The following is a 13,550-nucleotide window of genomic DNA, read 5'->3' on the forward strand; positions in this document are numbered from 1 at the left end:
TTGGATTATCGAGAAGAAGGACATTATTACCTTCAACTCGCTGTCTGTAATTTGGAGAAAATAATGAAAAACAGAATGAAGAAACAATCAGGCTTTACTCTACTCGAGGTGATGGTTGTTGTGGTTATCCTTGGCGTATTGGCGAGCTTTGTTGTACCTAACCTATTGGGTAACAAAGAAAAGGCTGACCAAAAAAAAGCGATCACTGATATCGTGGCGTTAGAGAACGCGCTAGATATGTACAAACTGGATAACAGCGTTTACCCAACAACGGACCAAGGTCTTGATGCATTGGTTTCTAAGCCAAGCAGCCCAGAGCCTCGCAACTACCGTGACGGTGGCTACATCAAGCGTCTGCCAAACGACCCATGGGGCAACGAGTACCAATACCTAAGCCCTGGTGATAACGGCACTATCGATATTTTCACTCTTGGTGCTGATGGCCAAGAAGGTGGTGAAGGTATTGCTGCGGATATCGGCAACTGGAACATGCAGGATTTCCAATAAGCTTCTGCTTATTGTTGCTTGATACGTTATTGATGGTAGGACGTAAACAGATGGAGTCTACAAGGTGAAAACTAAGCAAACACAGCCAGGTTTCACCTTGATTGAGATTCTTTTGGTGTTGGTATTACTGTCAGTAACGGCGGTTGCGGTGATCGCGACCATTCCTACCAATAGCAAAGATGTTGCTAAAAAATACGCTCAAAGCTTTTATCAGCGAGTTCAATTACTCAATGAAGAGGCGATTTTGAGCGGCTTAGATTTTGGCGTTCGTGTTGATGAAAAGAAATCGACCTATGTACTGATGGCGCTTAAGTCTGAAGGCTGGCAAGAAGTCGATTTTGAAAAAATCCCCTCTTTAACTGAACTACCGGAAGAACTCGCCTTGTCACTGACCCTAGGTGGTGGCGCATGGGAAGACGATGATCGGTTGTTCAATCCAGGAAGCTTGTTTGATGAAGATATGTTTGCTGATCTTGAAGAGGAAAAGAAGCCGAAACCACCACAGATCTACATCTTGTCGAGTGCTGAAATGACGCCATTTGTATTGTCGTTTTATCCAAATACCGGAGACACCGTACAAGATGGTTGGCGTATTCGAGTATTGGACAATGGTGTGATTCGACTGCTAGAACCGGGAGAAGAAGATGAAGAGGAATAACCGTTCTTCTTATCGTTCTCGTGGTATGCCCCTTGGTTCTCGAGGAATGACGCTGCTTGAGGTATTGGTTGCGCTCGCTATCTTTGCGACTGCGGCGATCAGTGTGATTCGTGCTGTTACTCAGCACATCAATACCCTCAGTTATCTAGAAGAAAAAACCTTCGCGGCGATGGTCGTTGATAATCAAATGGCTTTGGTGATGCTGCATCCTGAGAAGCTAAAAAAAGCGCAGGGCACACAAGAGTTGGCCGAGAGAGAGTGGTTTTGGAAGGTCACGCCAATCGATACTAGCGATGATTTATTAAAGGCGTTTGATGTGAGTGTGGCAACCAGTAAACAAGCTTCTCCAGTGGTCACGGTGCGCAGTTATGTGGTTAATTAAAAGCGTGTCGTTAGCTCAGAGCAAGTCGCTAAGTAAGAGCATGTCCGCCAATAAACGTGTGCCTCGTAAACAAGGACTATCTTCGAAAGGGAGAGGCTTTACCTTAATTGAGGTTTTGGTCTCGATCGCTATCTTTGCCACGTTAAGCATGGCGGCTTATCAGGTAGTCAATCAGGTTCAGCGCAGCAACGAGCTTTCAATCGAGCGCAGTGCTCGTTTAAATCAACTGCAACGTAGCTTAGTCATTTTAGATAATGATTTTCGCCAGATGGCGGTACGACAATTTCGTACCAACGGTGAAGAAGCATCATCTAAGCTGATCTTAATTAAAGAGTATTTACTGGATTCCGACAGCGTTGGCATCATGTTTACTCGCCTTGGCTGGCATAACCCACAGCAGCAGTTTCCTCGCGGAGAAGTCACCAAAGTGGGTTACCGCATTAAAGAAGAAACACTTGAGCGTGTGTGGTGGCGTTACCCCGATACCCCTGCAGGTCAAGAAGGTGTGATTACGCCTTTGCTTGATGATGTTGAAAGCTTGGAATTCGAGTTTTATGACGGAAGCCGCTGGGGGAAAGAGTGGCAAACCGACAAATCACTACCGAAAGCGGTAAGGTTAAAGCTAACCTTGAAAGATTATGGTGAGATAGAGCGTGTTTATCTCACTCTCGGTGGCACGCTAGATCAGGCCGATGATGCTTCAAACAGTGACTCTTCAGGCAGTAATGAGGGGAATAATGACTCATCGAACTAACAAGCTTGCACGGACAAGGTCTGCTATGGGTCGTAAGCAGCGTGGTGTCGCGCTGATCATTATCCTGATGCTATTGGCGATCATGGCAACTATCGCTGGCAGTATGTCGGAACGTCTGTTTACGCAATTCAAGCGCGTTGGTAATCAACTGAATTACCAACAGGCTTATTGGTACAGCATTGGCGTAGAAGCGCTGGTGCAAGACGGCATTAGGCAAAGCTACAAAGACAGTGATACCGTGAACCTAAGTCAACCATGGGCGTTAGAAGAACAGGTATACCCATTGGATTACGGTCAAGTTAGGGGACGCATCGTTGATGCTCAGGCTTGCTTTAATCTCAATGCATTAGCGGGAGTGACGACCACTTCAAGTAACCAGACACCTTATTTGATCTCGGTTTGGCAAACCTTATTAGAAAACCAAGATGTTGAGCCTTATCAGGCCGAGGTTATCGCGCATTCAAGCTGGGAATTTGTTGATAGCGATACCCGAACCACCTCTTCAGCAGGTGTAGAAGACAGTACTTATGAGGCGATGAAGCCACCTTATTTGGCGGCGAATGGCTTAATGGCCGATGAGTCCGAACTACGAGCGGTTTATCAAGTTACCGGTGAGGTGATGAATAAGGTTCGCCCCTTTGTTTGTGCTCTGCCGAGTGACGATTTTCGTTTGAATGTGAATACTCTTACGGAAAAGCAGGCGCCGTTATTGGAAGCGATGTTTGCCCCCGGCTTAAGTGAATCGGATGCCAAACAGCTGATAGACAAACGCCCATTTGATGGTTGGGATACGGTGGATGCGTTTATGGCTGAATCGGCCATTGTGGGTGTGAGTGCCGAAGTCAGCAAAAAAGCGAAAGCATATTTAACTGTAGATAGCGCCTATTTTGAGCTAGATGCAGAGGTATTAGTTGAGCAGTCACGTGTACGTATACGGACGCTTTTCTATAGTAGTAATCGAGAAACAGTGACGGTAGTACGCCGTCGTTTTGGAGGAATCAGTGAGCGAGTTTCTGACCGTTCGACTGAGTAGCGAACCACAAAGCCCTGTGCCGTGGTTAGTTTGGTCGACAAGCCAACAAGAAGTGATAGCAAGTGGCGAACTGTCTAGCTGGGAGCAGCTTGATGAGTTAACGCCTTACGCTGAAAAGCGCAGCTGTATCGCTTTATTGCCGGGAAATGAATGCTTAATTAAGCGTGTTGAGATCCCGAAAGGTGCTGCTCGCCAGTTCGACTCTATGCTGCCGTTTTTATTAGAAGACGAAGTCGCACAAGATATCGAAGACTTACACCTGACTATTTTAGATAAAGACGCAACGCACGCGACAGTGTGTGGTGTCGATCGTGAATGGTTAAAGCAAGCGTTAGACCTGTTTCGCGAAGCCAATATTATCTTCCGTAAGGTGTTGCCAGATACACTGGCCGTGCCTTTTGAAGAGCAAGGCATTAGTGCATTACAGATCGACCAGCATTGGCTATTACGTCAAGGCAATTATCAAGCGGTATCGATCAGCGAAGCATGGTTACCGATGTTTTTGCAAAGTGATTGGGTTGTTGCTGATGATGAAGAGCAAGCGACGACTATCTTCAGCTATACCGCGATGCCGAACGAAGACGTTCAACAGCAAAGCGGCGCGAATTGGCAAGCAAAGCCTGCGGAATTGGTGATGTCTTTGCTGAGCCAGCAAGCGATCACAAGCGGCGTAAATTTACTGACTGGCACCTTTAAAACCAAATCTTCATTCAGTAAATATTGGCGCGTATGGCAGAAAGTCGCGATTGCTGCTTGTTTGCTGGTGGCTGTGATCGTGACTCAACAAGTGTTGAAGGTTCAGCAATTCGAAGCTCAAGCACAAGCTTACCGCATGGAGAGTGAGCGTATCTTTAGAGCTGTGCTGCCAGGTAAACAACGCATTCCGACAGTCAGCTACCTTAAGCGCCAGATGAACGATGAAGCCAAGAAATATGGCGGCTCAGGCGATGGTGATTCTTTATTGGGTTGGTTAGCATTGCTACCTGAAACCTTAGGTCAGGTGAAATCAATCGAAGTTGAAAGCATTCGTTACGATGGTAATCGTTCTGAGATTCGACTACAGGCGAAAAGCTCTGACTTCCAACATTTTGAGACCGCGAGAGTGAAGCTCGAAGAGAAGTTTACCGTCGAACAAGGTCCATTAAACCGTAATGGCGATGCCGTATTTGGCAGCTTTACTCTTAAACCCCATCAATAACCTGCGTAAGGAGATCAGTGATGAGAAATATGATTGAGCCACTCCAAGCGTGGTGGACTTCAATAAGTCAAAGAGAGCAACGATTAGTTATTGGTTGCTCAATTCTGTTGGTGGTCGGTGTCGTTTATTGGGGGCTAATCCAGCCACTCAGTCAGCGAGCTGAACTTGCGCAGACCCGTATTCAAAGTGAGAAGCAACTACTGGCTTGGGTAACCAACAAAGCCAATGAAGTGGTTGAGCTACGAGGCAGCGGTGGCATCAGTGCCAGTCAACCTCTGAATCAATCTGTGCCTGCTTCTATGCGTCGCTTTAATATCGAGCTTATACGTGTACAACCACGTGGCGAGATGTTGCAAGTGTGGGTAAAACCTGTGCCTTTTAATAAGTTCGTTGACTGGCTTACATACCTGAAAGAAAAACAGGGTGTTGAAGTTGAGTTTATGGATATTGATCGCTCTGATAACTCTGGGGTTATTGACGTCAACCGACTACAGTTTAAACGAGGTTAATGTGAAACGCGGTTTATCTTTTAAGTATGGCCTGCTCTTCAGTGGCATCTTTATCGTCTTTTTCTCGGTCAGTTTGTTGCTGCACTTGCCGGCTTCTTTTGCTCTCAAGCAGGCTCCTGCTGTGCGCGGTTTGAGTATCGAAGGCGTTGAGGGCACCGTTTGGCAAGGCAGCGCCAACAATATCGTGTGGCAGCGCATCAATTACGGTTCAGTGCAGTGGGACTTCCAGTTTTCCAAGCTATTTCAAGCCAAAGCAGAACTGGCGGTTCGTTTTGGTCGTAACAGCGACATGAACTTATCAGGTAAAGGGCGTGTCGGGTACAGCATGAGCGGCGCGTACGCAGAGAACTTAGTAGCTTCAATGCCTGCTATGAACGTGATGAAATACGCTCCAGCCATTCCAGTACCGGTTTCTATTGGTGGGCAAGTTGAACTGACGATTAAGCATGCGGTTCACGCTCAGCCTTGGTGTCAATCTGGCGAAGGTACACTGGCTTGGTCTGGTGCCGCAGTCGACTCTCCTGTTGGTTCGTTAGACCTTGGCCCTGTGATTGCGGACATAACCTGTGAAGACAGCACAATTGCAGCGAAAGGCACTCAGAAGAGCGAACAGGTAGACAGTGAGTTCTCAGCGAGCCTAACACCTAACCAACGCTACACGTCGGCAGCATGGTTTAAGCCGGGGGCGGAATTCCCACCAGCGATGCAGAGTCAGCTTAAGTGGTTGGGTAACCCTGATAGCCAAGGTAAGTACCAGTTTACTTATCAAGGTCGTTTTTAGCTAAACAGCTAAGGGTCGCTAAATTACGAGATATAAAAACGGGCGCCTCATTGAGGTGCCCGTTTTGTTTGAATATCCTATGGCTATAAAGACAGTTGGCTTTAGTCTTTGCCTTGTAAGATCTCTGCCCACGGTAAATCTGCATCACCGAGTACAATGAAGTTCGGGTTTTCTAGCGTTTCTCTTTCATTGTACGAAAGCGGCTCTAGCTGAGTACTTAAGATACGTCCGCCAGCTTCTTCAACAATGCACTGCGTTGCTGCTGTATCCCACTCTCCGGTTGGTCCAAGGCGCAGATAACAATCCACAGCACCTTCTGCTACTAAACATGCCTTAAGCGCTGCTGAGCCTAGAGGAACCAAATCATAATTCCAGGCTGAGCTCATACGGCTAGTGATGCGATTGATGTCTTGGCGACGGCTGATCGCCATGGCGATTGACTGGTTTGGCAGTTCGTGACGATGCGTTTTGATTTTCACATTGTCATTAAGGTCTGGGATCTTCCAAGCGCCTTTGCCACTGTAAGCGTAATAGCTCACACCAGAAACGGGTGCGTATACCACTCCCATTACTGGCTTGTTATGTTCGATTAGGGCGATAATTGTCGCGAAATCACCACTTCGTGCGATGAACTCCTGGGTACCATCCAGTGGGTCAACCAACCAGTAGCGATCCCATTGAGAACGTTGCTCTAGGCTGATATCCGCGGCTTCTTCAGACAACACTGGAATGTCAGGCGTGAGCTCACTGAGTTTTTTCGAGATCAGCTTATGCGCTGCTAGATCGGCACTGGTGACAGGTGTGTCGTCACTCTTGGTGAACTCTTCGTAATCTTTTTTCTCGTAGATCTCTAAGATGAGTTGGCCAGCAGAGCGAGCAATCTCAATGACAGAGGGTAGGAGGTGAGACAAATCTTTTGTTATTGGCATAAATGTTCTCTTACTCTTAGAGCGAGCCTGAATGTTCTAGTTATTGTTTAATACACGAAGGCTTAAAAGCAGGGCTGTAATACTACGAGCCTCACAGAAATCGAGATGTGTTAACAGTTCTTCGGCTTGAGCAAGTGGCCAGCGCACAATGTCGAGTGGCTCTGGTTCGTCACCTTCTAGCTTTTCTGGGTAGAGGTCTTCTGCGATAAACAGCGTCATTTTGCTAGAGAAGTAAGAGGGCGCAAGGATCACTTCCTTTAGCGGAGTAAGCTTGTTGGCACCGAAGCCAATCTCTTCTTTGAGTTCGCGAACGGCGGCTTCGTTTGGCTGCTCACCTGGATCGATAAGCCCTTTCGGAAAGCCCAGTTCATAGCGTTCTGTGCCCGCTGCGTATTCACGCACCAACAGAATATCGCCTTGTTCAGTAATCGGAACCATCATTACTGCGTTGCGGCCGCTAGGCTTCATGCGTTCGTAAGTGCGCTGTTCGCCGTTTGAAAAGCGTAAATCGAGAGACTCGATAGAGAATAGTTTTGATTGAGCGACAGTTTGCTGAGCCAAAATCTCTGGCTTGGTCCTTTTTGTCATTGCGCTCGCTCCTTAGCTCATTGGAATTCTTTCTTATAAAGTCATTCTAATATAGGGGAAATGACGTTGAGTTCCTAGATCCGAGTTTTCATATCCTAGAATTATTAGAGCAGGAACCGATTGCGATCACTTGAATACCTTACTCAAGATGGTAACCAACCGAGAATTCGGGTTATTTCGTTCAGGAATACAAGAGCATAGTGAGATCGTGTTCGAGCGTATCTGTTTAGCCCTAAAACAAAAAAGGTTGATGCTTGCGCATCAACCTTTTAATCAGTCATACATACTAGCTGAGTAATTAGTAGTAAGAGTGCTCACCACGATCGTGCTCAGTTGCATCACGAACAGCAGTCAGTTCACCTTCGAATTGTTGAAGAAGTTCTTTCTCGATGCCTTCTTTTAGCGTTACATCAACCATAGAACAACCGTTACAGCCGCCACCGAATGCAACGATAGCAGCGCCGTCTTCAGTGATTTCTACCAAGCTAACGTGACCACCGTGACCAGCAAGCTGTGGGTTAACCTGTGTTTGGATTGCGTATTCAACGCGTTCTACAAGTGGTGCATCATCAGATACTTTACGCATTTTAGCGTTTGGTGCTTTAAGCGTTAGTTGAGAGCCCATTTTGTCAGTCACGAAGTCAATCTCAGCTTCGTCTAGGAATGGTAGGCTTAGCTCATCTACGTATGCAGAGAATGCTTCGAAAGAAAGCTTTGTATCAGACGCTTCGATAGCATCTGTTGGGCAGTAAGAAACACCACACTCAGCGTTTTGTGTGCCTGGATTTACCACGAACACACGAATGTTTGTACCTTCAGGCTGCTGTGACAGCAGATTGGCAAAGTGAGTTTGAGCTGTTTCTGTAATAGTAATATTTGACACGACGAATACCTGAGTAGATTTGTAGGTTATTAGCGCCATTCTACTCCTGTCAGATTTGTAATTCAGCCCTTTTTTGTTGGATTGCTGTACAAGTAGTGATTCACAGCTTTTATCCAGAGGGCTCAGGAGTGCGGCAGATGCAGTAAATATCAATCCTTTTAACGCCCACTTCAAGTAGTAATTGGCATAATTGATACACAGTACTGCCGGTGGTTACAACATCATCAATTATCGCGACGTGAGAGGGAATAGTTCCTTGAAAGTCTTGTTTTCTCAGCGCAAAAGCGCTCTTTAGATTGTGTGATCGTGCGGATTTAGTCAGCCCCTGCTGGGAAGCAGTTGAGCGAATTCGACGAAAGATCACATCACTTTTAACGCCAAGCTCTTGAGCCGTGTAGTTGACTAGCAGCTGACTTTGATTAAAGCCGCGATGAGTGTATCGGCGCCAATGCAGCGGCACGCTGGTGATCAGCGGAGCAGGATGTTCGATACGTGATGCCAATAGCTTAGATAGATCACGTGCAAACCAAAACTTATCAGCGTACTTCATTTGCTGAATGTAACCTGCTGTAGGGAAGGTGTAGTCGCCGACACAGTAGAGGCGATGCCACGGTGGAGGTTGAGATAAACACTCACCACACTGATCGACAGTGATTATTGTTTGTAAGCCACATCGCTGACAGCGTGGCACTGGCTCAAAGAGTTTGAGACAAGAATTGCACCATCGAGGGTGTGTATCACTGGGCAGTTTATCGAGTTTGCACAGGTGGCATTGAGGTGTGACCAGACGTGGTGTGTGTTTTTGTAGCCAATCGGATAACATAGCTCGCGATGCTTTTGGGTTATGGTGTTCCTTTTGCTAACCATACTGAAAAGCGCGGATTATCGCTGATGGAAAAAGTAGGGAATATTGAGAATGAGTGACGCGTTATATTGGCATGTTTCTGGGCAAGGGCCTGATTTAGTACTGGTTCACGGCTGGGGAATGAACGGTGCGGTATGGCAACAAACCGTTAATGCATTACAAGCTGATTTTCGAGTGCATGTTGTCGATTTGCCAGGGTATGGACACAGCGCGCACTGCCACGCTCAAGATCTTGAAGAGATTGCTCAGCAACTGTTGGCCGAAGCACCAAAGCAAGCGATTTGGGTAGGTTGGTCACTTGGAGGTTTGGTCGCAACGCACATGGCTCTCCATCACTCAGATTACGTGAGCAAGCTGGTGACTGTCGCCAGCTCTCCGAAATTCGCGGCCGCTAAAGAGCCCGTATTATGGCGAGGCATCCAGCCCAACGTATTAACCGCATTCACCGAACAACTGGTTGAAGATTTCCAAACTACCATCGAACGCTTTATGGCATTGCAAGCGATGGGCAGCCCTTCAGCAAGACAAGATGTAAAACAGCTCAAGCAAGCGGTGCTGTCTCGCCCGTTGCCGAACCCTGAATCATTATTGGCAGGATTAAAAATGTTGTCGGATGTCGATCTGCGTGAGCAACTGCCTGAGATTTCAGTGCCAATGCTGCGCTTGTATGGTCGATTAGATGGATTGGTGCCAATCAAGGTTGCAAAAGACTTAGGCACAGCCTTGCCTCATACCGAGCAATATATCTTTACTCAGTCTTCACATGCACCGTTTATGACTGAAGCGGATGCCTTTTGCAGTGAACTGGTCAGCTTCGCCCAAAAATAATCGCTAAATTTATATCCGGCTTGGTCGATATATAACCTAATACCAATCAAAGTAAGTAAGTGTTCAAAAATAGCGTAGGAAAAAGGCTTGAGAACAAGGCAGAGCTTTTTGATAAGTAGTTATTCTACAATCAAAAGCTCTAACGCCGTTATCGAGCATTTTAACAAGCTAGGATGAGCAGTTATTTACTACGATTGGTATAACACCAACGTGTTGCATGATACTCAGACCTAACTCTCTCCTGAGCTGATTGCAGTAAGTTGGGCTATGCCTGTTGTGCTGACTCACAGTACAACAGTGTTATAGCAATAACGATGGGCGATTCTTGAGGAGTTCGCGATGATTGTGTCACCTGCAACTGCAGTGAGTGTGCCACTTATCGCCCCGTCCGTTAATGTGCAAACAGAGCAAGTTGCGCGTGATAATAGAGTTCGAGAGCCTGTAGCTCCCGCAGTAGCGTTGGCGAAAACCAATGCAGAGCGAAAGGTAAAGTCGGACGATAAGCGAAGGCAGCAGTCGGCTTGGGATCCTTCAGACCATCCTGGTTATGAAATGGAGAACGAGTCAGAGGCCAATTCGATTAGCCAAGAAGAGCCACAAGATCCTTTTGATAGGTTGTTCAGCTTGTTGGCACTGAGAACATACAGTGCTGACCAAGGAAAGGGCTATACCATGCGTTTTCGCCTGCCAAAGCATGTTTTAGATGCGGCGATTCAGGAGGGACAGATGGAGAAACGACGTAAGGTCATAAAATATCATTATGGTCATGCTGTTGCGCCTCATGCTCCATCAGAGATGCTGGTCGTGTTGTAAATCGAAAACTTATGACCCAACCAAGCTTCGATGTCTTTTTTGAACACATAATAAAAACCTGCATACCCTAAGGGATGCAGGTTTTTTGTTTTAGGCGAATCCGTTTTTTAGATGAGCTAACGGATTATTTTTTCGCTTTAGCAAATGCAGCAGCGAACGCACCACCCATCGCCGCGTTTTGTTGCGGCTCCTCACGACGGCGTTGTCCACCTTGTGAATTTTGGTTCGGGCGGTTTTGCGTGCGAGGTGCACTTGAACGTTGCGCGCGGTTGTCTTGGCCTGGTTCATCTTTCATACGCATGCTTAGCGCAATACGCTTACGCTGAACATCGACTTCCATTACCTTCACCTTGACGATGTCACCGGCTTTCACCACTTCACGCGGGTCAGAGACAAAGCGATCGGTGAGCGCTGAAATATGCACTAAACCATCTTGGTGAACACCAATATCAACGAAGGCACCAAAATTCGCTACGTTCGATACCACACCTTCTAAAATCATGCCCGGTTCTAGATCTGAAACACTGTTTACGCCATCGGCGAAGGTTGCTGTCTTAAATTCAGGGCGAGGGTCACGGCCCGGTTTATCGAGCTCTTTAATGATGTCGCTTACCGTTGGTACACCGAAGTTCTCATTGGTGTAATCAATGGCGTGTAAACCGCGTAAGAAGTCTGTGTTACCCACCAGAGATTTGATGTCTTTGTGGTTTTTCTCAGCGATGCTTTTCACTACTGGGTAAGCTTCTGGGTGAACCGATGATGCATCCAGTGGGTTTTTGCCATCCATAATACGTAGGAAGCCGGCACACTGTTCAAAGGCTTTTGGCCCCAAGCGAGCGACTTTTTTCAGTGTAGTACGTGCTTCAAAACGACCATTTTCATCACGGAAGTCCACGATGTTCTGAGCGATGGTGCTAGACAGGCCAGCAACACGAGTCAGTAGCGCAGCCGAAGCGGTATTCACATCAACACCAACCGCGTTTACACAGTCTTCGACAATCGCATCTAGGCGCTTAGCAAGCATGGTTTGGCTCACATCGTGTTGGTATTGGCCCACACCGATCGATTTAGGGTCAATCTTCACTAGCTCTGCTAGTGGATCTTGTAGACGACGAGCAATAGACACCGCACCACGAATTGATACATCCATGTTCGGGAACTCTTTTGCGGCTAGTTCAGACGCAGAATACACCGATGCGCCCGCTTCGCTAACAATGATCTTTTGCGCTTTTAGGTTGCCACGCTTAATTACATCAGCCACAAAGCTGTCGGTTTCGCGTGAAGCCGTACCGTTACCAATCGCAATCAAATCAACATTGTATTGACGAACCATCTGCTCAACCACGTGTGCCGATTTGTCGTATTGCTTTTGCGGTGGGTGAGGGTAAATCGTTTCTGCTGCCAGAACCTTACCGGTTGAATCCACGACAGCTATTTTCGAACCGGTACGTAAACCCGGGTCCAAGCCTAAAGTTGCACGAGGGCCAGCAGGCGCCGCCATCAGCAGGTCTTTTAGGTTGGTTGCGAATACTTCAATCGCTTCGATCTCTGCACGCTCTTTCATTGCGCCCATCAATTCGGTTTCCATGTGCATAGAAACCTTGATGCGCCATGCCCAGCTAATCACTTGCTTACGCCATGCATCCGCAGGTGCGCTGCTTAAGGTAATACCGTAGTGATCAGAGATGATGTTCTCGCAGTAAGAACCACGCACACCTTCTTCTTGTTCTGGGTCTGCATTCATTGCCAGTGTTAGGAAGCCTTCATTACGGCCACGCAACATGGCAAGTGCACGGTGAGACGGTACTTTGCTCAGAGCTTCGTTATGCTCGAAGTAGTCTTTGAACTTCTCACCTTCGTTCTCTTTGCCCGCCACAACACGAGCGCCAAGCTCTGCATTACGGTTTAGGTGTTGGCGAATCTTTTCAAGCAGGTTTGCGTCTTCCGCAATGCGCTCCATGATGATCGCACGTGCGCCATCGAGTGCAGCTTTGGTATCGGCAATGCCTTTATCGTTGCTGATGAAGTTAGTGGCTTCCGTTTCCGGATCGTGCTGTGGTTCATTCCATAACGTATCGGCAAGTGGCTCTAAGCCCGCTTCAATCGCGATCTGACCTTTGGTACGGCGCTTTGGTTTGTATGGCAGGTATAAATCTTCTAGGCGAGTCTTGCTGTCTGCTTGAGTGATATCACGCTCGAGTTCTGGCGTGAGTTTTCCTTGGTCTTGAATCGACTTAAGAATCGTTTGGCGACGATCGTCTAGCTCGCGAAGATAAGAAAGGCGGCTATCAAGGTTACGTAGTTGGGTATCGTCTAAGCCACCCGTAACTTCTTTACGGTAGCGGGCAATAAAGGGAACGGTGTTACCGTCGTCAATTAGGTTTACTGCGGCAGTGACTTGCTCAGAACGGACATTCAGTTCTTCAGCGATCAGTCGACAGATAGCTTGGCTCATCCGATGAATCTCTTATTTAATATCATGACAAATACATGGGGGTGAGCGTACGCTTTTTCTAGCTTTGGCTGTGTAATTATCCTGTCAGAAGTCGAATTTCCGTTTCTGATACCTGCTTTGTGCGAGATCTCTTACAAGTGATGTGAGACTAAGTCGCTTTAAACCGATGAAATCGTCTCAAAGTTAATCTAAGTGACTGATTTTATTTGATTGTGTGTTTGTGGGCGTATTTCCCACCTGAAATGTTTTTTGCGACTATCTAGGAAACTCGCTCAATTACCGTAATATTTAACTTGTCGACAGGGAGTTGGCAGGAACAGGAAAAAGCCTAATGGACTAGGTATCTTCAGGATGAAGATTTGATTAC

15 protein-coding genes are annotated in these 13,550 nt (G+C 47.0%); 10 read left to right on the top strand and 5 right to left on the bottom strand.

Annotation, left to right across the window (positions count from 1 at the left end; genetic code table 11):
- Positions 1-63 precede the first annotated feature (63 nt).
- The 8 genes from gspG (at position 64) to HRQ85_RS21015 (ending at position 5,822) form a co-directional block, all read left to right on the top strand.
- Positions 64-507, top strand: coding sequence for a type II secretion system major pseudopilin GspG (gspG, locus tag HRQ85_RS20980; protein ID WP_172380510.1), 444 nt, complete (start codon positions 64-66; stop codon positions 505-507).
- 64 nt (positions 508-571) lie between these two features.
- Positions 572-1,165, top strand: a complete 594-nt coding sequence (gspH, locus tag HRQ85_RS20985; protein WP_172380511.1) for a type II secretion system minor pseudopilin GspH — start codon at positions 572-574, stop codon at positions 1,163-1,165.
- Positions 1,152-1,547 carry a type II secretion system minor pseudopilin GspI gene (gene gspI / locus HRQ85_RS20990; protein WP_172380512.1) on the top strand — a complete coding sequence of 132 codons (396 nt, stop codon included), beginning with the start codon at positions 1,152-1,154 and terminating at the stop codon, positions 1,545-1,547. The genes gspH and gspI overlap by 14 nt, the downstream gene beginning before the upstream one ends.
- Positions 1,534-2,301, top strand: a complete 768-nt coding sequence (gene gspJ / locus HRQ85_RS20995; RefSeq protein ID WP_172380513.1) for a type II secretion system minor pseudopilin GspJ — start codon at positions 1,534-1,536, stop codon at positions 2,299-2,301. Before gspI ends, gspJ begins: the two co-directional genes overlap by 14 nt.
- The gene (gspK, locus tag HRQ85_RS21000; protein ID WP_172380514.1) at positions 2,285-3,334 is read left to right on the top strand and encodes a type II secretion system minor pseudopilin GspK; all 1,050 of its coding nucleotides are present in this window, start codon (positions 2,285-2,287) and stop codon (positions 3,332-3,334) included. Before gspJ ends, gspK begins: the two co-directional genes overlap by 17 nt.
- Positions 3,303-4,532, top strand: a complete 1,230-nt coding sequence (gspL, locus tag HRQ85_RS21005) for a type II secretion system protein GspL (protein WP_172380515.1) — start codon at positions 3,303-3,305, stop codon at positions 4,530-4,532. Before gspK ends, gspL begins: the two co-directional genes overlap by 32 nt.
- A gap of 20 nt (positions 4,533-4,552) precedes the next feature.
- Entirely contained in the window at positions 4,553-5,041 is a 489-nt protein-coding gene (locus HRQ85_RS21010; RefSeq protein ID WP_172380516.1) for a type II secretion system protein M, read from the top strand.
- Between the two features lies 1 nt (position 5,042).
- Positions 5,043-5,822 carry a type II secretion system protein N gene (locus tag HRQ85_RS21015; RefSeq protein WP_172380517.1) on the top strand — a complete coding sequence of 260 codons (780 nt, stop codon included), beginning with the start codon at positions 5,043-5,045 and terminating at the stop codon, positions 5,820-5,822.
- Between the two features lie 101 nt (positions 5,823-5,923).
- On the opposite strand, the gene cysQ is transcribed toward HRQ85_RS21015, so the two are convergent.
- The 4 genes from cysQ to HRQ85_RS21035 all read right to left on the bottom strand — a co-directional run bounded on the left by cysQ (position 5,924) and on the right by HRQ85_RS21035 (position 9,045).
- Positions 5,924-6,751 (bottom strand): 3'(2'),5'-bisphosphate nucleotidase CysQ, encoded by an 828-nt coding sequence (gene cysQ, locus HRQ85_RS21020; RefSeq protein ID WP_172380518.1) that lies wholly within the window; start codon positions 6,749-6,751, stop codon positions 5,924-5,926.
- Between the two features lie 36 nt (positions 6,752-6,787).
- A complete protein-coding gene (nudE, locus tag HRQ85_RS21025; protein WP_019826462.1) occupies positions 6,788-7,339 on the bottom strand; it encodes an ADP compounds hydrolase NudE in 552 nt (183 codons plus the stop codon).
- Between the two features lie 298 nt (positions 7,340-7,637).
- Entirely contained in the window at positions 7,638-8,222 is a 585-nt protein-coding gene (gene nfuA, locus HRQ85_RS21030) for a Fe-S biogenesis protein NfuA (RefSeq protein WP_029405734.1), read from the bottom strand.
- A gap of 109 nt (positions 8,223-8,331) precedes the next feature.
- Positions 8,332-9,045: a ComF family protein gene (locus HRQ85_RS21035; RefSeq protein WP_172380519.1), complete on the bottom strand. Its 714-nt coding sequence runs from the start codon at positions 9,043-9,045 to the stop codon at positions 8,332-8,334.
- Between the two features lie 93 nt (positions 9,046-9,138).
- Here HRQ85_RS21035 and bioH point away from each other — a divergent pair, with 93 nt between their 5' ends.
- Both bioH and HRQ85_RS21045 read left to right on the top strand, forming a co-directional pair.
- Positions 9,139-9,915 carry a pimeloyl-ACP methyl ester esterase BioH gene (bioH, locus tag HRQ85_RS21040; RefSeq protein WP_050633877.1) on the top strand — a complete coding sequence of 259 codons (777 nt, stop codon included), beginning with the start codon at positions 9,139-9,141 and terminating at the stop codon, positions 9,913-9,915.
- Between the two features lie 339 nt (positions 9,916-10,254).
- Positions 10,255-10,728 (top strand): hypothetical protein, encoded by a 474-nt coding sequence (locus HRQ85_RS21045; RefSeq protein ID WP_048618565.1) that lies wholly within the window; start codon positions 10,255-10,257, stop codon positions 10,726-10,728.
- A 124-nt stretch (positions 10,729-10,852) separates the two neighbouring features.
- Here HRQ85_RS21045 and HRQ85_RS21050 read toward each other — a convergent pair whose 3' ends face one another.
- Positions 10,853-13,183, bottom strand: coding sequence for a Tex family protein (locus HRQ85_RS21050; protein ID WP_172380520.1), 2,331 nt, complete (start codon positions 13,181-13,183; stop codon positions 10,853-10,855).
- Between the last annotated feature and the right edge of the window lie 367 nt (positions 13,184-13,550).

The sequence above is a fragment of the Vibrio sp. Vb339 genome (assembly GCF_902751245.1).
In the GTDB taxonomy this organism is placed as follows: Bacteria; Pseudomonadota; Gammaproteobacteria; order Enterobacterales; family Vibrionaceae; genus Vibrio; species Vibrio coralliirubri.